Annotated in this window: 18 protein-coding genes; 8 read left to right on the top strand and 10 right to left on the bottom strand. The window is 65.0% G+C overall.

Annotated features, from left to right (window positions below; translation table 11 throughout):
- The first annotated feature begins 41 nt into the window (after positions 1-41).
- Positions 42-944: a LysR family transcriptional regulator gene (locus QBK88_RS21015; RefSeq protein WP_268151131.1), complete on the top strand. Its 903-nt coding sequence runs from the start codon at positions 42-44 to the stop codon at positions 942-944.
- 31 nt (positions 945-975) lie between these two features.
- Here the strand turns inward: QBK88_RS21015 and QBK88_RS21010 are convergent, their stop codons facing one another.
- The 8 genes from QBK88_RS21010 to QBK88_RS20975 all read right to left on the bottom strand — a co-directional run bounded on the left by QBK88_RS21010 (position 976) and on the right by QBK88_RS20975 (position 8777).
- Entirely contained in the window at positions 976-2160 is a 1185-nt protein-coding gene (locus tag QBK88_RS21010; RefSeq protein ID WP_277963570.1) for an extracellular solute-binding protein, read from the bottom strand.
- Positions 2157-3146 (bottom strand): CobW family GTP-binding protein, encoded by a 990-nt coding sequence (locus tag QBK88_RS21005; RefSeq protein WP_277963569.1) that lies wholly within the window; start codon positions 3144-3146, stop codon positions 2157-2159. The genes QBK88_RS21010 and QBK88_RS21005 overlap by 4 nt, the downstream gene beginning before the upstream one ends.
- On the bottom strand, positions 3143-3442 hold the full coding sequence (locus tag QBK88_RS21000) for a hypothetical protein (RefSeq protein ID WP_277963568.1): 300 nt from the start codon (positions 3440-3442) through the stop codon (positions 3143-3145). Before QBK88_RS21000 ends, QBK88_RS21005 begins: the two co-directional genes overlap by 4 nt.
- Before the next feature lie 58 nt (positions 3443-3500).
- On the bottom strand, positions 3501-4274 hold the full coding sequence (locus QBK88_RS20995) for an SDR family NAD(P)-dependent oxidoreductase (RefSeq protein WP_277963567.1): 774 nt from the start codon (positions 4272-4274) through the stop codon (positions 3501-3503).
- Positions 4275-4280: 6 nt separating this feature from the next.
- Complete coding sequence (locus QBK88_RS20990; RefSeq protein WP_277963566.1) at positions 4281-5054, bottom strand: SDR family oxidoreductase; 774 nt, start codon at positions 5052-5054, stop codon at positions 4281-4283.
- Positions 5055-5067: 13 nt separating this feature from the next.
- Positions 5068-6426 (bottom strand): MFS transporter, encoded by a 1359-nt coding sequence (locus QBK88_RS20985; protein ID WP_268151143.1) that lies wholly within the window; start codon positions 6424-6426, stop codon positions 5068-5070.
- 24 nt (positions 6427-6450) lie between these two features.
- A complete protein-coding gene (locus QBK88_RS20980; RefSeq protein WP_277963565.1) occupies positions 6451-7332 on the bottom strand; it encodes a polysaccharide deacetylase family protein in 882 nt (293 codons plus the stop codon).
- An 86-nt stretch (positions 7333-7418) separates the two neighbouring features.
- Complete coding sequence (locus QBK88_RS20975) at positions 7419-8777, bottom strand: amidase (protein ID WP_277963564.1); 1359 nt, start codon at positions 8775-8777, stop codon at positions 7419-7421.
- 309 nt (positions 8778-9086) lie between these two features.
- Between QBK88_RS20975 and QBK88_RS20970 the strand changes: the two genes are divergently transcribed.
- Positions 9087-10100, top strand: coding sequence for a GntR family transcriptional regulator (locus QBK88_RS20970; protein WP_277963563.1), 1014 nt, complete (start codon positions 9087-9089; stop codon positions 10098-10100).
- Here the strand turns inward: QBK88_RS20970 and QBK88_RS20965 are convergent.
- Complete coding sequence (locus QBK88_RS20965) at positions 10079-10726, bottom strand: histidine phosphatase family protein (protein WP_277963562.1); 648 nt, start codon at positions 10724-10726, stop codon at positions 10079-10081. The two genes, QBK88_RS20970 and QBK88_RS20965, sit on opposite strands and share 22 nt — an antisense overlap.
- Positions 10727-11346: 620 nt before the next feature.
- Complete coding sequence (locus tag QBK88_RS20960; protein WP_277963561.1) at positions 11347-11943, bottom strand: NAD(P)H-dependent oxidoreductase; 597 nt, start codon at positions 11941-11943, stop codon at positions 11347-11349.
- Positions 11944-12031: 88 nt separating this feature from the next.
- On the opposite strand from QBK88_RS20960, the gene QBK88_RS20955 reads away from it, so the two are divergent.
- The 6 genes from QBK88_RS20955 to QBK88_RS20930 all read left to right on the top strand — a co-directional run.
- Positions 12032-12634 (top strand): TetR/AcrR family transcriptional regulator, encoded by a 603-nt coding sequence (locus QBK88_RS20955; protein WP_277963560.1) that lies wholly within the window; start codon positions 12032-12034, stop codon positions 12632-12634.
- Positions 12635-12758: 124 nt separating this feature from the next.
- Positions 12759-14864: an EAL domain-containing protein gene (locus tag QBK88_RS20950; RefSeq protein WP_277963559.1), complete on the top strand. Its 2106-nt coding sequence runs from the start codon at positions 12759-12761 to the stop codon at positions 14862-14864.
- Between the two features lie 371 nt (positions 14865-15235).
- Positions 15236-16372 carry a transporter substrate-binding domain-containing protein gene (locus QBK88_RS20945; RefSeq protein ID WP_277963558.1) on the top strand — a complete coding sequence of 379 codons (1137 nt, stop codon included), beginning with the start codon at positions 15236-15238 and terminating at the stop codon, positions 16370-16372.
- 7 nt (positions 16373-16379) lie between these two features.
- Positions 16380-16982 carry an ANTAR domain-containing response regulator gene (locus tag QBK88_RS20940; RefSeq protein WP_268151152.1) on the top strand — a complete coding sequence of 201 codons (603 nt, stop codon included), beginning with the start codon at positions 16380-16382 and terminating at the stop codon, positions 16980-16982.
- 94 nt (positions 16983-17076) lie between these two features.
- On the top strand, positions 17077-18558 hold the full coding sequence (locus QBK88_RS20935) for a cytosine permease (protein ID WP_277963557.1): 1482 nt from the start codon (positions 17077-17079) through the stop codon (positions 18556-18558).
- An 11-nt stretch (positions 18559-18569) separates the two neighbouring features.
- Positions 18570-19668, top strand: a 1099-nt coding sequence (locus QBK88_RS20930) for a nitrilase-related carbon-nitrogen hydrolase (RefSeq protein WP_277963556.1), incomplete at its 3' end; no start/stop codon positions are given.

The following is a 19668-nucleotide window of genomic DNA, read 5'->3' as shown; positions in this document are numbered from 1 at the left end:
ATTGGCAAATGGGTTCATGGGGTGTTGAGGAGAATTCACCAATGATTCGTGCCGGGTTGCCTGAATTGACGGCCTTTGTCGCCATTGCCGAGCAGCGCAGCTTCAGTGGCGCGGCCAGGGCGATGGGCGTGTCGCCTTCCGCGCTCAGCCATTCCATGCGTGGGCTTGAAGCGCGGTTGGAATTGCGGCTGTTCAACCGCACCACCCGCTCAGTGGCGTTGACGGAGGCCGGCGAACAGCTGTATCGCCGTGTGCAGCCGTTGCTGGGGGATCTGGAGTGTGCAGTGAACGACGTTACCTCCGAGCGCAACACGCCTTCGGGCTCGATACGCCTGAGTGCATCGGAGTCGTCGTTCAAGCTGCTGATTCGGCAGGTGATGCCAGCGTTTCTGCTGGAACACCCGCGTATCCATATCGAATGCAGCGTGGACAGCCGCCTGGTGGACATCGTCGCGGACGGCTTCGACGCCGGCATCCGGCTGTACGACGACGTGCCTCGGGACATGGTGGCGGTGCGCTTCGGCCCGGATATCCGCTTCGCCGCGGTGGCTTCACCCGATTATCTGGCGCGGCACCCTGAGCCCAAGGCGCCCCATGACCTCAAGGCGCACCGCTGCATCCGGTTTCGCTTCGCCAGCGGCACCTTGTTCCGTTGGGACCTTGACCACTTGGGGCACTCGGCGAGTATCGACGTGGATGGCCCCATGACCCTGGACAACATCAACCTGATGGTCGAGGCCGCGCTGGGCGGCATTGGCATCGCCTGGGTGCCCCTGGACCAGGTGGTCGAGCACCTGCAGGCCAGGCGCCTGGTGCACCTGTTACCCGACTGGGGGCCCTATTACCCGGGAGCATGCCTTTACTACCCGGCGAACCGCCACCCACCCATGGCCTTGCGGCTGTTTGCCGAAGCCGTGCGCGAGTGGACGCGGCAGCAGGCGTAGGGGCCCGCGCCGCGGCGAACGTGGGTGCGGGTCAGGCTTTGCCCGCGCGCAGGAAGTCGGCCCACCGACGCACCAGGTAATTGTGCTCGTCCATGACCGAGTTCCACACGCTGATGTGCCCCATGCGCTCGGCGTAGGAGCCGCCTTCACGGCAGGCGCCGGCGTCGATCAGCGGCAAGCCGTCGCTGCCCATCAGCTCTTCGCGTGCCGGCTTGCCGTCGTACCAGTAGTCCCACTCCGCGGCGCTCAAATGGTCGCGGGCACGCAGGGGGTTGGAAATATAGAACCCTTGGCGGGCCATTACCGCGCCCGGCCAACCCGCCAGCCACCAGTTGAGGTAGGCATAGGCGGCATCGCGCACACGCCCCTGGGCGCAGCGGGACAGTGACAGCCCGCCGAACCAGGCTCGGTAGCCTTCCCTGGGCACGGCCAAGCGGTACTCGATACCGGCGCGGTGCAGTTGCATCAGCGTGGGTGACCACAGGCTCTGAATGTCGATGCGCGGTTGCAGCATCAGCTCGCCGGCCTCCTGGCCGTCTGACCAGAAGGCGGCGAAATGGCCATGGCGCTGTTTGTCGATGAGGATTTTCGCCAGTTGGTCTATTTCTTCCAGCGCCAGGTTGCCGATGTTGTCGAACCGGGCCAGGCCTGATGCCTGGACGGCCAGCGCGGCATCGAGGGCACCGATGGACGCATCGCTTTGCAGGGCGATGCGCCCGCACCAGGACTCGTCCACCAGCCATGCCCAGCTCTCGTCCGCCATGGCCAGCCCGGCCGGAAGGTGCTGGGGGCGGTAGGCGAAACTGTCGGCGTTGTGGGTCAGGGGCAACATGCTGATCAGGTCGGTGGCGCGCTTGCCCAGGCTGCCGTCGTGCTGCACGAACAGACGGTCGCACGGCAGGCTGCCGGTGGCCAGGCGGTCATCGGGGTTGAGCCGGCCGCGCTTGGGCAGGTCGTTGATCTCTTCCCACAGCGCCAGGCGGCGGGTGTCGATGGGCTGGATGGCTCGTGCCGGCCACACCAGGTCGACGTTGTGGAACCATTGGTCGTACAGGTCGTAGCTGTCGGGTTGCATCACCGCGATGCGCTGTGCCTGTTGCACGTCGTGAATCTGGTAGACGATGCGCACCCCCAGCTCTTGCTCGGCGCGCTGGCGAATCGACTCCAGCAGGGTCACTGAAGTGCCCAGCACGCGCAGGGTAACCGGCTCGCTCATGCGGCCACCCGTGGCTGGCCGAGAAAGGCGGCGAACGAACGGCGCAGCAAGCCGGTGTCCACGCCCCGCACGATGAACACCAGGCGCGAGGTGCGCGGGCCTGCGGGCCAGCAGGCCAGGTGGACGGGGGCGTGCAGGCAGTGCTGCACACCGTGAATGACAATGGGATGTTCGCTGTTGATCACTTCCAGGATGCCCTTGACGCGCAGGATTCGTTCGCCGTGGCATCTTAGCAGCATCGACAGCCACACACCGAAGGTCAACCAGTCCAGGGGGGCGTCGAAGCTCAGGCAGCACACCTGTGCTTCAGCGTGGTGGTGCGCGTCCACAGGCTGGAACAGCGTCCAGCGCGCCAGTTCGCTGGCGATGGCCTCGCCCCGTGGCCCCTGGCTGCGCAGCAACGGGTCAGCGCCGCTCAAGGTGCGGGCGAGCTGGACCGGGGCCCCGCCGTTGATTCGGCTCAGGCGTTCCTGTACCTGCGCCAGTACCGTCGCGTCGACGCGGTCGTCCTTGCTGATCAGCAGGTGGTCGGCGGCGGCGACCTGTGCCAGCCATTCGGGGTGCAGGCGCTGTTGCAGCGCGGCATGCTCGGCGTCCACCAGGGTAATCATCTGGCCCAGGTGAAAGTGGCCGCGCAGGTTGGCGTCCTTGGCCAGTGTCGCCAGGATAGGCGCGGGGTCGGCCAGGCCGGTGGTTTCCAGCAGTACGCGGCGCAGCACCGGCAACTCGCCGCGGCGCTGGCGTACCTCGAGGTTCAGCAGGGCGGCCTTGAGGTCACCGCGAATGGAGCAGCACACGCAGCCGTTGGGCAGCAGCACGGTGTCCGGCGCCAGGTCTTCGACCAGCAGGTGGTCCAGGCCCACTTCGCCGAATTCGTTGATCAGCACAGCGGTGTCGCTCAGGTCCTGGTCGGCGAGCAGGCGCTTGAGCAGGGTGGTTTTGCCGCTGCCGAGAAAACCGGTGATGACGGTCAGGGGGATGCTCATGACGCGGCCTCCAGGTGCTGCAGCAGGCGCGGGTCCAGCGGGTCGAGAGGGCGCCCGATGATGGCGTGGGCCTTGCCCCACAGTTCGTCCAGGCCGCTGGCCAGTTCCTGGCGGCCGGTGGGGCCCTGTACCAGGTAGGCAGAGCCCTGGAAGTCGCACACGTTCAACCGGAACGGTGCCAGCACGCGGTTGATGGCCGTGATGCGTTGCAGCCGTTCACGGCGGCGCGGCAGTTCGGCGCTCAGGGGGTCGCTCCAGTGAATGTCTTCGCCCAGCAGCCCGCACAGTCCACACATGATGTTCGCCTTCTTGCAAAGGGCCGGCCCGGGTCGGGCCGGCCGGTTCGATGCACCGTCAGGGCATCACGTCGCCCGAATTGGGGCCCAGGGTCTGGCCGACGAACAGGTTGCCGCCCGGCTCCGAGGCCAGCAGCACGGCAACGGGCGCCACTTCTTCGGCCAGGCCGAAGCGGCCCAGGGGCAGCTCGCGGGCCTTGGCGGTTTTCCAGTCCTGGCTCAGGTCATCCACCAGCGCGGTGGTGATGGGCCCGGGCGCGATGGCATTGACCAGCACGTTGTGTTTGGACACTTCCAGTGCCAGCGACTTGGTGAAGCCGATCACGCCAGCTTTCGCCGCCGCGTAGTGGGTCAGTTCAGCGCCGCCCTTGATACCCAGTTGCGAAGCGACATTGATAATGCGCCCCCAGCGCTGCGCCAACATGGCGGGCAGGGCCCGTTGGCTGGCGATGAACACGCTGGTCAGGTCCACGCGCAGCATGTCGTCCCACATGTCCTGGGTCAGGTCCACGCAGGGCGCCTGGGTGAGCATGCCGGCATTGTTGACCAGAATATCGATGCCGCCGAAGGCGTCCACGCAACGGTCGACGCCGGCCTGGGCGCCGGTGCGGGTGCCGACGTCGGCCACGCAGGTCACCACGTCGGTGCCCAGGGCGCGGCACTCCAGGGCCACGCGCTCCAAGGCCGGGCCGTTGCGGTCGCCCAGCACCAGCCTGGCGCCCGCTTCTGCATAGGCCCGGGCGATGGCCGCACCGATGCCGCTGGCCGCGCCGGTGATCACGGCGCGCCGCCCGGCCAGTGGGCGGGCGAGGGTTCTGAGGGTGTCTTGCATCACGGCTTACTCCGGCCAGCGAACGGTGAGGCCACCGTCGATGACAATGCTTTGCCCGGTCAGGTAACTGGCGTCGGACGAGGTCAGGAAGGCCACCAGGGCGGCCACTTCATCGGCGCGCCCCACACGCCCCAGGGGGATGGCGCGGGCGGCCTTGGCCAGGCCCTCGGGGCCCAGCGAGTTTTTTGCGTCCAGTGATTGCGGCGTTTCGATCAGGCCGGGAATCACGGCGTTGCAACGAATGCCGCGCGGCGCCAGTTCCACCGCCAGCGAGCGGCACAGGCCCGGTACGCCGGCCTTGGCGGCGGCGTAGTGGGCATGGTCCTGCCACCCGTAGACACCGCCGGCGATGGACGAGATGGCCACCATGGCGCCGCCGTCGCCCATGTAGCGCGAGGCCGCGCGGAAGGTGCGCATCACACCGGTGAGGTCGACATTGAGCAACTCGTTCCAGCGTTCATCAGTCATCTCCAGCAGCGGTGCGGCTCGCAGCAGCCCGGCGTTGGCCACGGCATAGTCCAGGCGCCCGAACTGCTCCACGGCTTGCGCTGCCGCAGCGTCTACCGATTCGGTAGAGGTCACGTCCAGCGCCAGCATGATGCACTCGCCACCCACCTGGGCGACGCGGCTGGCGGTGTGCTGGGGGTCATGTGGGTCGCCCGGGAAATACCCGCCCACCACGCGCACGCCGCGCTGGGCATAGGCCACGGCCAGGGCCTGGCCGATGCCGCTGGCGGCACCGGTAATGAAGGCTACGGGGGAAGTATCGACAGCAGTCATGTGCAACTCCAGTTTACTTGACACTTTCAGGGCTGACGTGGCGCGCGGCCAACATCACCAGGCCGGACAGGAAGCAGGGCACCGCACCGAACCAGATGGCGGCGCTGCCCCATTGGCCACCGCCCGTCAGCACGCCGGTGATGCCCAGGCCAGCGACCACGGCACCGATGGGCCCCATGGCATGGACGATGGCACCGCCCGTGGCACGGATGCTGGTGGGGAAGCTTTCGCTCATGAAGAACAGCAACGCCGAATAAGGGCCGTTGAGGAAGAACAGGCCAACGCTGTACAGCGTGACCACGGTGACCAGGTCGCTGGGGCCATAGATCATGGCCGCGAAGGCCACGCCGCCGCACATCCAGCCCAGGGCCACGGTGTTGCGCCGGCCGATGCGGTCGCCCAGCCAGCCGTGGAACAGGTAGCCGCAAAAGCCCACCAGGTTGGACAGCACCAGAATCCACAGGGAGTTCTGGAATGACACGTTGTGCACGCTGACGATCACCGAGGTGCCCAGCACGCTGAACACCTGGATGGCGGACCAGTTGAGCAACAGTGCCACGCTCAGTACCAGCGTGGCCCGCAGGGCCTGGCCGCGGAACGCCGCGCCGACACCGGCCTTGGCGTGTTCCTGGTAATCAATACCGTAGGCCTTGGCCAGGGCTTGTGCCTGGGCGTCTTCGCCGGCCTTGCGCAGGTGGGCGATGCGCAGGTGCAGCTGGAACTGCGGGCTTTCCTTGAGCCTGCGAGCCAGGATCGCCACCACGAACGCCGGGATGGCGGCGAAGACGAAGCACCCTTGCCAGCCAATGCTGGGCAGCAGCAGGGCGGTCAAGCCAGCGGCGATCAGGGCGCCGACCGGCCAGCCACTTTGCACCAGGCTGTAGATGAACCCGCGACGCTTGACCAGCTTCGGGTCGGTGGAGGCCGCGTAGATCTCGGTCAGGTACGTGGCGTTGACCCCTTCCTCGGCATAGCCAAGGCCTGCCACCGAGCGCACGGCAATCAGGCCGCCCTTGCCCACACCTGCGGTAAAGGCGGTCAGCAACGAGCACAGGGCAGAACCGGTGACGGTAAAAATGATGCCGCTGCGGCGGCCCAGGCGGTCCACCACCGGGCCGATGGCGAAGGCCACCACGGCACCGCCCAGGGCTACCCAGGTGGCAATCTCTGCCTGGGTAGCCTGGTTCCAGCTGAAGTGCTCACCCATCACCGGCAACAGCGTGCCGAACAGGATGAAGTCATACACCGCGAACACCCACGCGAAGAACGCGATCCAGGTGGCGTATTTGACATCTCCTGACGTCAGGTACTGTGGCTTCCATTCGGCGGCAGGCACCTGCTCAGGTGCGAAAACGGCGGTGGGCGTAGTCATGGTCAATCCTCGGCGGGATAAAGATCAGCGCTGGCGGGGGTGGCGTTTGATGAAGTCGTCGGCAATCTCGTCCATGGTCACGAAGCGCACGCCGGCATGGCCTTGCATGTGCTCGATGAAGCGTTCGAGCATCAGAAGCACCTGGGGGCGCCCGGACACATCAGGGTGAATGGTGATGGGAAACACGGCGTAGTCGTGCTCGCGGTATACCCAGTCGAACTGGTCGCGCCACATTTCTTCCAGGTGGCGCGGGTTGACGAAGCCGTGGCTGTTGGGTGATTTCTTGATGAACATCATCGGGGGCAGGTCATCCAGGTACCAGTTGGCCGGGATCTCCACCAGGTCGGTTTCCTGGCCACGCACCAGCGGTTTCATCCAGGTGTCGGGGTGCTGGCTGTAGTCGATCTTGGTCCACTCGTCACCCACGCGCACGTAGTAGGGAGTGAAGTCGTTGTGCATCAGGCTGTGGTCGTACTTGATGCCTTTCTTGAGCAGCAGTTCGTTGGTGACGCGGCTGAATTCCCACCACGGTGCGACGTACCCGGTGGGGCGGCGACCGGTCAGTTCGGTGATCAGCGCAATGGACTTGTCCAGGACGATTTCTTCCTGCTCGGCGGTCATGGCGATGGGGTTTTCATGGCTGTAGCCATGGATGCCCACCTCGTGGCCCGCGTCGGCGACGGCTTTCATTTCCTTGGGGAAGGTTTCCACCGAGTGCCCGGGGATGAACCACGTGGTGCGCAGGTCGTACTTCCTGAACAGGTTGAGCAGGCGCGGGGCGCCCACTTCACCGGCGAACAGGCCGCGGGAGATATCGTCCGGCGAATCCTCGCCGCCATACGAACCCAACCAGCCGGCGACGGCGTCAACGTCCACGCCGATCGATACCAGAATCTCTTTAGCCATGGGTACATCCTCCTCCCGGTGACAACGGATGAGCGCTTGGGCCGGGCCCCCGGCGCCCCTGAAAGAAGCCGTCTGAATGAAGCGGGTCAGGCGGGGTGGGCGAACAGCTGTTCCACGGCCAGGGCCGCGCGCAGTACCGGGGTGTCGTCACCGCTGCACCCGGCCAGCAGCCAACTGGTGGCCAGCCCGGCGCGGTCGACGCCGCTGGGCAGGGCGATGCCGGGCATGTCCAGCAGGCTGCCGGCCATGGTCAGGCGCAACGTGGCCAGGTTGGTGCTGGCGAACAGCACATCGTCCTGGGCCAGGGGCGCCAGCAGTGGCGCCACGTGGGCCACGGTAGGCGTCACCAGCAGGGCGCCGTCCAGCTCTGCCTTGAGCCGTGCCTGCAACAGGGCGCGACGTTCGTAAAGGTGCAGTTGCACGCTGGCGGGCAGCGTGCGTGCCGCTTCCAGGCGCTTGCGTACCCGTGGGTCGAGTTGTTCGGCCTCGGGGCTGTCGAGCAGCGCCTCATGGCGGGCAAAGGCCTCGGCAGCGCCCAGCCAGCCGTGTTCGGCGATGCAGTCCAGGGTCGCTTGCCAGGCGTGCACCGGGCGACGGTCGATGCGCGCCCCGGCTTGGCCTAGCCGCTGCAGGCAATGAAGCAGGTTGTCCCTGACGGCGGCGTCCACGCGCGGGTCGTTCAGGGTTGTATCGTCGACACGCAAGTGCAGGTTGCGCAGGTCCGCCGGTTGCACCGCTGGGCCACCTGTCAGGAGCTGGTCGATAGCCAGCGCATCGCGCACGCTGCGGGTGATCGGCCCCAAGGCGTCGAGGCTGCGGGCCAGGCTGAACACGCCGTGTGCGCTGTAGCGCTGGCGGCTGCTGCGGTAACCCACCAGGCCATTGAAGGCGGCCGGAATGCGGATCGACCCCGCGGTGTCGGTGCCCATGGCGATCGGCACGATCGCGGTGGCAACGGCAATGGCCGAGCCCGAAGACGAACCGCCTGGCACCCGGGCTTCACCCGAGTGGCCGGGCAGGGTGGGGGTGCCGAAATGGGGGTTCAGGCCCAGCCCCGAATAGGCCAGTTCGCTGAGGTTGGTCTTGCCCACGCTGACCAGCCCTGCCTGGGTCAAGCGTTGCACGAGCGTGGCATCGTGTGCCGCGGGGGCGGCGTTGCGACGAAACGCGGCGCCTGCGGTGGTGACCGTGCCGGCCATGTCGAACAGGTCCTTCCACGCCATGGGCACGCCGTCCAGGGCGGACAGCGGCGCACCGGCCTGCCAGCGCGCACGGGAGGCGTGGGCTTCGCGGCGGCCCCGGTCCAGCGTCAGGGCAGTGAAGACCGCGTCGCTGTCCTGAGCCCTTTCGGCGGCTGCCTCGAACACGTCGACAGGGTCTCGGGTGCCGTCGGCATAGGCTGCGGCGAGGGTGGACCCATCGAGCGGGGCGTGAAGGTCGTTCATGAACGGCTCCTAAAACAGGGCTTCATTAAAAATGTACATTTGCGATATCAATACATTTTTATGAAGCATGCATCATGCCAACCAGCAGATCAGGCACGCAGAATGCACAAGCAAAGGCGTTCTTGATACGTTCAAAGGGGCAGGGGGAGTCGAGACCTAAAAATGGATCTATTTTTTAAATATCCATTTGTGAGCGAAAAAGTAACACGTGCGGGTAAATGGCCCCACTTTGGTGCCTGCGCAACCGCCCCACACCCAAGGCCAGGTGTGAGAGAATTTTTTCCAGGCCCTTGAAAGGAAATGCCGCTGATGTTGGTCGCCGACGACCTTGTAACCGAAGAGAGCCGCAGTGCCCCGCGTTATGGGCTGATTCGCAGTGCCTTGCGTGACGCCATCCTGCAGGGCCGCGCCGCGCCGGGCTTGGTGTTGCTGGAAGCCCCCTTGGCCGAGCTGTTCGCCACCAGCCGCGTGCCTGTGCGCCAGGCACTGGCGCTGCTGTGCGAAGAGGGCCTGGTGCGCCGCTTCGAGGGCCGTGGCTACCTGATCAACCCACAGGGGCTGGACCTGCCGCCAGTGCGCGTCACCCTGACGCGGCAATTGCTGGGTCTGGAGTCGGGCGAGGACCTGATTGACCTGCGCCCGCTCAGCGAGCGGGTCTACGATGAGATCGCCACGTGCGTATCGACTGTGATGGTGTTCGGGCACTATCGGCTGGACGAGCACGCGGCGGCCGAGCATTTCGGCGTCAGCCGCAGCGTGGTGCGTGAGGCGCTGATGCGCTTGCGTGACCGTGGCCTGGTTGAGAAGGAACCCTACGGGCAGTGGCTGGCCGGGCCGTTGACCGCACGGGAAATCACCGACGACTACGAACTGCGCGCGTTGCTGGAGCCCCAGGCCCTGCAGCAGACCGCATCGGGCCTGAGCCGTGAGGCGTTGCTGGCCATGCTGGAGCACATCAACCAGTTGCAGCAGGCACCGACCCAGGCCACGGCTGCCGGGGTTGAAAAACTGGAACACGACCTGCACGTGTGCTGCCTGGCCGGGCTGCGCAACCGCAAGATGGCGGCGCTGATTCAGCTCTATCAGAGCCCCATGAACGTCAGCCGCATCTTCAACGACGCCTTGGGCCTGGGTGTCGACGAAGCCACCCTGGTGGAGCACCGGCTGGTGATCGAGTCGCTGTTGCATGGCAACGTCGATTCAGCGGCGCTGAGCCTGCGTGACCACCTGCTGCGCGCCCGCGAGCGGACGCTGCAACGGCTGAAGGTGCTGTCGGTGTTGCCGGAGCCGGAGTTGCCTCCTTATCTGACTCGGCTCAGTTGAAACGCTGAACGGGTGCCCAGCGCCCAGGCCGGCTCGCCAGCGATACTGAATAGCTGGCACCCCCCACCGTTCTCCACGGGGTGTGCGATGTCATACGCACGCCAGTCACCCATGGCATCGCTGTCGAGCTCGGCCGGGCGGCGTTCGAGCAACCAGGCGACGGCATTGATGAACTGCCCGTGTGAGAACACCGCGACGTCGTCGGCCGGATGCTCGGCGAGGCGCGCCAGCAGCGATTGCGCACGCGCGATGAATTCGGCAAACGACTCGGCCCCGGCGCCGTCGACATGAGCCGGCGCCGCCTTCAACCAATAGTCCTCGACCCATCGTCGCCGGTCCGCCACGGTGGTATTCATGCACTTCGCAGGTGCCAGGTAAGTGAACTCCTGAACGGGCCATGTCTCGAGTGGGGAGCCGGGGAATACCGCCACAGTCGCGCGCGCGGTGGCTTGGGCCCGGGAGAACGGCGAGGTGACGATCAGTTCGGGAGCCTGGGCGAAAGACCCCGCCACGCCTAGCGCCTGTTCGCGCCCCTTGGCGGTGAGGGGAATGCTGGCGTGATCCTGGCTAGGGGCACCGGCGTTTGCGGCGCTTTCCCCGTGGCGAATCAGTCTGATATGTTTCATGGGCTTCCTTGTCTTTTGGCCGTGTCTGGACGTTCGCTGGCAAGCCAGCTGCCACAGACGATTCTGAACCGAAACCGTATACTTCGTGCAGATCCTGACAGCAGCCTGGCTACCATGCCTGACTCCCTGGTGTGGTTCTTCAAAGCCCTCCCTCCTGCAGGCCACGTTGCCTGGCTCGGCGCGTTGCTGATGTTCCCCTCAATGACATGCGCTGCCTGTGGCAAGCGGACCAGGCCAGAGCGCGAAAGCCGCAGCTGCTATAGGCGGTATGCCTGTTACTGCATGGCGCCTGTGACGCGGCCAGGTCCGCTGCAGGGCCGTGGCAACCCTGCACGACCAGGCGAAGCTCGAGAAGGGCCGCCAGATCGAGCGCGTTATCCGCTTCCCGAGCTTGCGCCCGGTCCTGCAACGGCACGCGCGCCACCTGCAACGGAGCTGGCACCGTCACGAACGGCGCACAGTATCAGGTATATCGCAGGATGAGCGCCTACAAAAGACAGGGGCTGCAGGGCGGCAGGGTGCTTGTAGAGCAATTGTTTTTTGTCGAAGGTGGAGGCAAGCGAGCGCTCAAGCCGAGCCCGCCATGCGCCACCGTGGCGGTTGCCCCGGCCAATTGCGGTCTATGAAACTGCCACGCTCAACCTACCCCCCAACGCCTCTGCCGCTTCCAGCGCCTGCGACGCTCCCGCACTCTCACTGTCGAGCAGCAACTCAGCGCCCACCACCGGCGCGCCGCAATAGTTAAAAATCCCATGATCGATTTGGGTCTTCATCGCCGCACCATATCCATGCCGCTCATACGTGGATGCGTCAGCCCCACCCACGCCGAGCAGATAGACACGCAGGTGCCCCAACTGCTTGATCAGTGCGTCCTGCGGGCTGAAGTCGAACGCCCAGCCGTTGCTGAACACGCGGTCGATCCAGCCCTTGAGCAGCGCCGGCATCGACCACCAGTACACCGGGTACACCAGCACCAACGCGTCGGCGCGCTCTATTCGTGCCTGTTCCCGTTGTACATCCGGTATCGGCGAGGCCTTGTGGCGGTGCACGGCCAGGTCTGCCTCGGTGAAGCGCGGGTCGAACCCCTCCTGAGCCAGGTGGGCGAACTCGAAGGTGTGAGCATGGTTTCTTCCTTGAATGCCTTTGGCGACCCGCGAAGCAACGGCGTGCGTCAGCGACTCGGACTCGGGGTGTGCGGTGACGATGAGTGTGTGCATCAGGCGTGTCTCCAGTTGATTGTCGGGTGCTGCGGGCTGGCGATATACTTTTAGTAGGTTGTGTATAACTTACTAATGGTATATAGCGATGTCAATGACTGAGACTGCCGATGGACCCAAGCCGCGACGTCGTCTGGGCAGGGAAGAGCGCCGGCGGCAACTACTGGACGTTGCCTGGAAATTGGTGGGGGAAGAGGGCTCCGACGCATTGACGCTGGGGCGGCTGGCGGAGCGGGCTGGGGTCACCAAACCGGTGGTGTACGACCATTTCCCAACGCGCCCCGCGTTGCTGGCGGCGCTGTATCGCGACTTCGATGAGCGCCAGACGACCGTGATGGATGCGGCGATAGAGGCGTGCGCCACGACATTGCCGGATAAAGCCAGGGGCATCGCCTCGGCCTACGTCGATTGTGTGTTGGTGCAGGGGCGTGAAATACCCGGGGTAATCGCAGCGTTGGCCAGCACCCCGGAATTGCAAGCGACCAAGCGTGAATATGAATCCGTGTTTCTGGGCAAACTCCGCGCCTGGCTGGCGCCGTTCGTGGCAGGTGGGCAACTGGCAGTGGCAAGCCTGCTTGTGCTGCTGGGGGCGGCTGAGGCACTTTCAGCCGCAGCGGCCGGGGGGGAGATTTCCCCCGAGGAGGCCAAGGACGAACTGATGGCGGTGATCATTTCCATCGTGTGCAGGTGAGGAGGGCTGGCCTCCCCGCTGTAGCGCCCTCGACCGGTACTTTTGGGCAATACCCTGTCGTTGCGCGAGACGGCATAATGCCATCAATTAGTCAGGCCCCTCCGATCCCGCTCGAGACCCGCAGATGCAGTTCACCGACGCCTCCGATGCCATGTACCGCCTGCTCGTGCAGAGCGTCGTGGACTACGCGATCTACATGCTTTCGCCAGAAGGCATCGTGACGAACTGGAACCCGGGCGCTGAACGCGCCAAGGGCTACAAGGCGGCTGAGATCGTCGGCCAGCATTTTTCGCTGTTCTATACCCCAGAAGACCGGGCGGCGGGGATGCCCGCCCATGGCCTTGAAACGGCGCGGCGCGAGGGGCGCTTCCAGGCCGAGGGCGTGCGGCAGCGCAAGGATGGTTCGCATTTCTGGACGCATGTGGTCATCGACGCCATTCACGATGACGACGGCCAGATGATCGGCTTCGCCAAGGTCACGCGCGATATCACCGAGCGGCGCGAGAAAGAGCTGCAACTGCTTGAGGCCAATGTGCGTGCCGAGCAGTACAGCGCCGAGATGGCTTCGCTGTCGCAGTTCCTGGATTCGGTGATTTCCAATATTCCGGCCAGTGTCATCGTCAAGGACGTGCAGACCAACCGCATCCTCCTGGCGAACCATCAGGCCGAGGCGTTGTTCGTGCCCAACGGAGCCAGCATGGTGGGCCAATTGATGAGCGAGGCACTGTCGGCGGATACCGCAGCGTACATCGAACAGCAGATGGGCCAGGACCTGAGCTTAGGCGCCATCAAGACGGTCGAGGCGCTGGTCGGCACCAACCGCGGGCCTCGCACGCTCAGAAGCCGCACGGTACTCAACCAGGACCCCGGCAATGCTTCGGAATACGTGCTGTTCGTGGCGGAGGACGTCACGGTGGAGTTGGAGGCCAATGCGCGGATCCATCACATGGCCCACCACGATGCACTGACCGGGTTGCCGAACCGAGTACTGTTTCATCAGAAGCTCAAGGAAGCGCTGCTGCAGGCTGAGGGCTCGGGCAGGATCACCGCCACGCTGTGCCTGGACCTGGACGACTTCAAGAACGTCAACGATTCGCTTGGCCATGGTATTGGCGACAAGTTGCTGCGGGCGTTGAGCAGCCGCCTGGAAATGGAACTGCGGGAGGTCGACACCCTGGCCCGCCTGGGCGGGGATGAGTACGCCGTGATTCTTCCTGAACTGGAGACAGCGGAGGCGGCCGAGTTGATGGCGCAGCGCCTGATCCAGGCCGTACGGCCGCCATTTCTGATTGATGGCCATAGCTGCTCGGTGGGGGTAAGCGTAGGTATCGCATTGTCCCCGCAGGACCAGGACAGTCCGGAGCAACTGATGGGCTATGCCGACATGGCGTTGTATGAAGCCAAGCGCAATGGCCGCAACCGCTTCGAGCGCTTCAAGTTTCAACTCGACGAAGCGGCCCGCCACCGCCGCACCCTGGAGACTGACCTGCGCACGGCACTGCACCTGGGGCATCTGCAGTTGCATTACCAGCCGATCGTGACCCACGGTGGCGACGAGGTTTCAGGGTACGAGGCGCTGTTGCGTTGGCAGCACCCCACCAAGGGCACCATCATGCCCATGGACTTCATCACCATGGCGGAAGAGACGGGCTTGATCCATGAAGTGGGTAACCGCGCGCTGAACCTGGCCTGCAAGGAGGCCGCCACGTGGGGCACGCCGCAGACCGTGGCGGTGAACCTGTCGCCGGTGCAGTTCAAGAACCCGGGCCTGGTGGATGCCGTGGCGCTGGCGCTCAGTGATGCCGGGCTTGAGCCGGCGCGCCTTGAGCTGGAAATTACCGAGTCGGTGCTGCTGGAGGACAACGAAGGCAACCTGGACACCCTGCGGGCACTCAAGGCACTGGGCGTGGCCATATCGCTCGACGACTTCGGCACGGGGTATTCGTCGCTGGGGTATCTGCGCTCGTTTCCGTTCGACCGGATCAAGATCGACATGTCGTTCGTGCGCGAAATGAAGAACAGCAAGGAGGCCCTGGCAATCATCCGGGCCATTACCGGTATGAGCAACAGCCTGCTGATCAAGACCACTGCCGAGGGCGTCGAGACGGCCGAGCAGATGGAGCAGTTGATCAAGGAAGGCTGCTCGCATTTCCAGGGCTACTACTTTGGCCGCCCGGCACCCGCGAACCAGCGGCGCAGCGCCGGCGCCGGTTTGCCAGCGAGCGCTTAGCGCCGCTGCTCGACAGGCGTGGTCCCGATTCGGGCGTGCCGGTGCGGGCGCGCACCATTTGGATGCGCGTGGGCCCGGCGCCCACAAACCAAGTAGCCGCAACTGTCCTTGCAGGCGGGGCTGCGAGGCTGTTGGCCCGCAACTTGCTTTTCAATTCCCATCGACGCACCCGGCCTGCTCCGCCAGGCTGAATATCTCCAACGATGCAGATATTCCTCGCCGGTGCCGACACCTCGTTTGCCGACAACGTCGTCGGTTTTGAATCAGGCATGTTCCTGCCCGGTTCCATTCCCCATACTGGTCGCTTTCCGCCTGCGTGCGCCTGCCGCGCAACGCTTGGGCACCGTTGACTGGTATGACGGAGACCCCCGATGCCCGCATCCCCGCGACCCGCCACCCTGAAGGTCGGCCTGCTGTTTTCCAGTACCTGCATGACCGCCGCCGTGGAGGCCACCCAAGCCCAGGCGACCCTGCTGGCCATTGATGAAGTCAACGAACAGGGCGGTATCAACGGTGTGCCCCTTGAGGCGGTCAGCCTGCCCATTGGCGCCACCCCGGAAAGCTATCGCCAGGCCGCTCTGGAGTTATGTGACCGCCATGGCGTGCAGGTGCTGTTCGGCACACATATGTCCAGCACCCGCAAGGCAGTGTTACCGGTAGTAGAGAGCCGCCGCCGGTTGCTGTTCTACCCAACCTTATATGAAGGTTTCGAATATTCCCCCTTTGTGTACTACACCGGCGCCGCACCGAACCAGAATTCCCTGCAACTGGCCCGCCACGCGTTGAAGCATTTTGGCCGCCGTGTGCTGTTCGTCGGCGTGCCCTACGTGTACCCGGTCGAGTCCAACCGCATCATGCGTGACCTGTTCGAGCAGGCCGGTGGGGAAGTCGTCGACGAGATCTACCTGCCCTTTGGCGCCGGTCTCGACGCCTGCCGCCAGGTCATGGCGCGGGTGCGTGAAACCCTCCCGGACGTGATCTATTCGACGGTGGTGGGCGGCGATATTCCGGCCCTGTACGGCGCCTACCACGAAGCCGGTTTCGACCCGGCGCGGCAGCCCATCATCAGCCTGTCGACCACCGAAGCCGAAGTGGCGATGATGCCCGCGCACGTGAGTGCCGGGCACATCTGCGCCGCGCCCTGGTTCGACACGGTGGACACGCCGCTGAGCCGTCAGTTCGTGAGCCGCTATCGTCAGCGCCATGGCGCCGATGCACCGATCACCGCAGGCGCGGAAGCGGCGTATTTTCAGGTTCACCTCTACGCCCAGGCGGCGCGCAAGGCGCAGCCGAACAACCTCGATGCCCTGCGCGCGGCCCTGGCCGGTTCGACCTTCGAGGCTCCGCAAGGCCCGGTGCGCATCGACGCCGAGAACCACCACACCTGGCTGTGGCCACGGCTGGCGCGCATTGATGCCAACGGCCGCTTCGAGGTACTGGAACAGGCTGAACAGCAGGAGCACCCCAGCCCGTACCTGATCGAACTGTTGCTCGACGGCAACGAGTGAGGCGGCCATGACCACTGCCAACCTGCTGGGTGAACTCAAGGGCCTGCGCGTGCTGGTATTGCACCCGCAGGACACGGAAGCGCAGATCGTGCTGGGCCACCTGCAACGTATCGGCTGCGAGGTGCAGCAACAATGGCCGGTGCCCGAACGCCTGCCCCCGGGCGTCGACGTCGTGCTGCTGTCCATCGAGCTGGACCAGCGCAAGGCCATCGAGCGCCTGGTGGACAGCCTGGATGAACAAGCCCCGCCGATCATCGCCATCGTCGGCTATGAAAACCCCTCGATGCTGCAACTGGTGCTGCTCAGCCAGCCCGCGGCGGTCATCGAACGGCCGCTGAAACCCTTCGGCCTGCTCACCCAACTGCTGATCGCGCGCTCGTTCTGGCGCCGGCGCGTGGCCATGCTGGCGGAGATCCGCAAACTGGAAATTCGCCAGTCCGCGGTGTCGCGCATCTCCATGGCCAAGACCCTGCTGATGGCCCGCCACGGCTTCAGCGAGCCTCAGGCGCACCAGCGCATCCAGCGAGACGCCATGGCCCAGCGCTGCAGCATGGACGTGGTTGCCCAGCAGATCATCGACAACGACAGCCCCGAACGCGCGCCCCCCTGATACCCACGCGTCACCCCTTTGATTGACCCCACACACTCCATCGCGGCCAGCCGCGGTCCGGGCCTTCGCACGCCCGAAAAACGAGGTTTACCCCATGAGCAAATTGAAAGACTGGTTCCAGGGCCCCCAGGACATCACCGAAGCCGAAGCCGTGGAAGACTACGCGGTGGGCCGCGTGCCCAGCCGCTACCGCTGGCCCATCCCGGCGATCATCCTGGTGCTGCTGGGCAACTCCACCGCCATGTTCTGGTTCAGCCTGGGCGCCGACATGAGCTACCAGGTGGGCTGGCCGAAGATCCTCATTCCCATCCTGTACATGGTGGTGTTCGCCACCCTCATCGGCGCCTGCGTGATGAAGCTTGCGGCCAAGGAAGGGTTGTCCCTGAGCCTGCTGACCCGCGGGCTGGGCTTTGGCTACATGGGCTCGGCGTTCACCTCGCTGATCTACGCGGTGAACTTCATTTTCTACTTTCTGTTCGAGGGCACTATCGTCTCCCATGCCATCGCCCACTACGCGGGGGTGGAGGTCGGCTCGCTGGCCGGGGTGGCGATCTTCGCCGGCATTGGCCTGGTGACCGTGTTGTTCGCCTGGAAGGGCATGTCGTCCATGCAGTTCCTGCAGACCTGGGGCGTGCCGATTTTCGTGGTGTTGTTCGCCTTCTGCCTGTACCAGCTCACCCACAACTATGACGCCGTGGGCCCGGCTGGCTGGATGCCCCACAGCCAGGATAGCGCCACCGCCTTGTGGATGGTGATGAACATGGCCAACGGGCAGATCGTGTTCCAGGGCCTGATGGCCACTGACTATGGCCGCTTCGCCAAGCCGACCATCAGCCACAAGGGCACGGCCACCATCATGCTGGGCATGCTGCTGCCGATCGTTGCGGTGATGCTCAGCGGTGCCTATCTGGCGTATACCCTGATTCCACACATCACCCAGGGCGACGCCTTCGCCCAGGCCATGGACCCCGGCTTCATCTTCCCCACGGTGCTGGGCCTGATCGGGGTAATCTTCGCCATCGTCACGCAAATCCGCATCAACGTGATGAACCTCTATTCGGGTTCCATCGCCCTGTCCAACACCATGGACATGACCCTCAACTACCGCCCCGGTCGCCAGTGGTGGATGCTGGTGGTGTGGCTCGTGGGCGTGGTGTTCTACGTGTTCAACGTGCTGCAGTACACCGGTACCTTCCTGGCCATCACCGGCATTCTCACCAACACCTGGGTGTTCATCATCCTCGCCGACTACCTGGTGTGCCGCAAAATGCTGAACCTGGCGCCCAGTGACTTCGTCGAGTTCCGCCGTGAGCACCTGCGTTCCTGGAACCCCTGCGGCGTGTTCAGCCTGCTGATCGCCGTGGCCATCGGCGCCGCAGGCATCCTCGGCGCCTACCCCATGTACTACGCGTCTTTCATCGCCATGCTGGTGGGCCCGGTGCTGCACGTAGCGCTCAGCCTGATGACCCGTGGCCGCTACTACTTCAGCAGCTTTCCCCAGGACATGGCCACCCAATGGCAACCGTCCCACACCTACAGCGGCCCGCAGCCGCTCACCCGTTCGACTGCTGCCTGAGGAAGCCAACCATGAATAACCTGCTCAATGTCGCTGCCGTGCAATTCGAACCCACCCTGTTCGAGAAACCCCGCAACCTGGACCGCCTCAGTGAATGGGTGGAGGAGGCTGCCCGCGCCGGTGCGCAACTGATCGTCACCCCGGAAATGGGCACCACTGGCTACTGCTGGCAGGACCGCGAGGAAGTAGCGCCCTACGTGGAGACCATTCCGGGCCCTACCACCGAACGCTTTGCCCGCCTGGCGCGGCAGTACGGTTGCCACATCGTCATCGGCATGCCCGAGGTCGACCCGGTGGACGACCTCTACTACAACGCCGCCGTGCTGATCGGCCCCCAGGGCGTGGTCGGCAAGCACCGCAAGACTCACCCCTACATCAGCGAACCGAAATGGGCCGCGTCCGGTGACCTGGGCCACCAGGTGTTCGACACCCCCATTGGCCGCATCGCGCTGCTGATCTGCATGGACATCCACTTTCTGGAAACCGCCCGGGTGGCAGGCCTGGGCGGTGCAGACGTGATCTGCCACGTCAGCAACTGGCTGGCTGAGCGCACGCCGGCGCCTTACTGGATCAACCGTGCGTTCGAAAACGGTTGCTACCTGGTGGAAAGTAACCGCTGGGGCCAGGAGCGCGGTGTGCAATTCAGCGGTGGCACCTGTGTGATCGAGCCCGATGGCCATGTGCAGGGCATCCTCGATAAAGGCGACGGTCTGCTGTTTGGCAAACTGGACCTGGCGCGCGTGCGTGACCGCCAGCCCACGCTAATGGCAGCGCGTCGGCCGGCGTTGTACAAAGAACTGGCGCAGCCGGCCTACGCCTGGAACCCGCTGGATTTCTTCGGCCTGTACGGCCTGTCGCCGCGGGCCAGGGGCAAGGTGTCCGCTGTTGCAGTGGGGCAGTTCGCGCCAGGCCGCGATACCGCCGCGAATCTGCGTGCCATCACCGAGCAGGCTCAGGCCGCCAAGGCCCAGGGTGCTGAGTTGGTGGTTTTTCCAGAGCTGTCGCTCAGTGGCGGTTATGTCGATGACACCAGCGCACTGGCAGTGGATGGCCCCGAGGTCCGCGCGTTGCTGAACCTGGCCATAGAGCTGCGAGTCCACCTGGTAGCGG

The sequence above is a fragment of the Pseudomonas sp. RIT-To-2 genome (assembly GCF_029623465.1).
In the GTDB taxonomy this organism is placed as follows: domain Bacteria; phylum Pseudomonadota; class Gammaproteobacteria; order Pseudomonadales; family Pseudomonadaceae; genus Aquipseudomonas; species Aquipseudomonas silvicola.
The sequence above is the reverse complement of the archived record's forward strand: the minus strand, read 5'-3'. Positions and strand labels throughout refer to the sequence as shown.

Bases quoted from the DNA above. Each gene is read 5' to 3' on its own strand.
- QBK88_RS20985 (WP_268151143.1), bottom strand. From the start codon at position 6,426: ATGACTACGCCCACCGCCGTTTTCGCACCTGAGCAGGTGCCTGCCGCC.
- QBK88_RS21015 (WP_268151131.1), top strand. From the start codon at position 42: ATGATTCGTGCCGGGTTGCCTGAATTGACGGCCTTTGTCGCCATTGCC.
- QBK88_RS20965 (WP_277963562.1), bottom strand. From the start codon at position 10,726: ATGAAACATATCAGACTGATTCGCCACGGGGAAAGCGCCGCAAACGCC.
- QBK88_RS20960 (WP_277963561.1), bottom strand. From the start codon at position 11,943: ATGCACACACTCATCGTCACCGCACACCCCGAGTCCGAGTCGCTGACG.
- QBK88_RS20990 (WP_277963566.1), bottom strand. From the start codon at position 5,054: ATGACTGCTGTCGATACTTCCCCCGTAGCCTTCATTACCGGTGCCGCC.
- QBK88_RS20935 (WP_277963557.1), top strand. From the start codon at position 17,077: ATGAGCAAATTGAAAGACTGGTTCCAGGGCCCCCAGGACATCACCGAA.
- QBK88_RS21000 (WP_277963568.1), bottom strand. From the start codon at position 3,442: ATGTGTGGACTGTGCGGGCTGCTGGGCGAAGACATTCACTGGAGCGAC.
- QBK88_RS20950 (WP_277963559.1), top strand. From the start codon at position 12,759: ATGCAGTTCACCGACGCCTCCGATGCCATGTACCGCCTGCTCGTGCAG.
- QBK88_RS20970 (WP_277963563.1), top strand. From the start codon at position 9,087: ATGTTGGTCGCCGACGACCTTGTAACCGAAGAGAGCCGCAGTGCCCCG.
- QBK88_RS21010 (WP_277963570.1), bottom strand. From the start codon at position 2,160: ATGAGCGAGCCGGTTACCCTGCGCGTGCTGGGCACTTCAGTGACCCTG.
- QBK88_RS20980 (WP_277963565.1), bottom strand. From the start codon at position 7,332: ATGGCTAAAGAGATTCTGGTATCGATCGGCGTGGACGTTGACGCCGTC.
- QBK88_RS20945 (WP_277963558.1), top strand. From the start codon at position 15,236: ATGCCCGCATCCCCGCGACCCGCCACCCTGAAGGTCGGCCTGCTGTTT.
- QBK88_RS20995 (WP_277963567.1), bottom strand. From the start codon at position 4,274: ATGCAAGACACCCTCAGAACCCTCGCCCGCCCACTGGCCGGGCGGCGC.
- QBK88_RS20975 (WP_277963564.1), bottom strand. From the start codon at position 8,777: ATGAACGACCTTCACGCCCCGCTCGATGGGTCCACCCTCGCCGCAGCC.
- QBK88_RS20955 (WP_277963560.1), top strand. From the start codon at position 12,032: ATGTCAATGACTGAGACTGCCGATGGACCCAAGCCGCGACGTCGTCTG.
- QBK88_RS21005 (WP_277963569.1), bottom strand. From the start codon at position 3,146: ATGAGCATCCCCCTGACCGTCATCACCGGTTTTCTCGGCAGCGGCAAA.
- QBK88_RS20940 (WP_268151152.1), top strand. From the start codon at position 16,380: ATGACCACTGCCAACCTGCTGGGTGAACTCAAGGGCCTGCGCGTGCTG.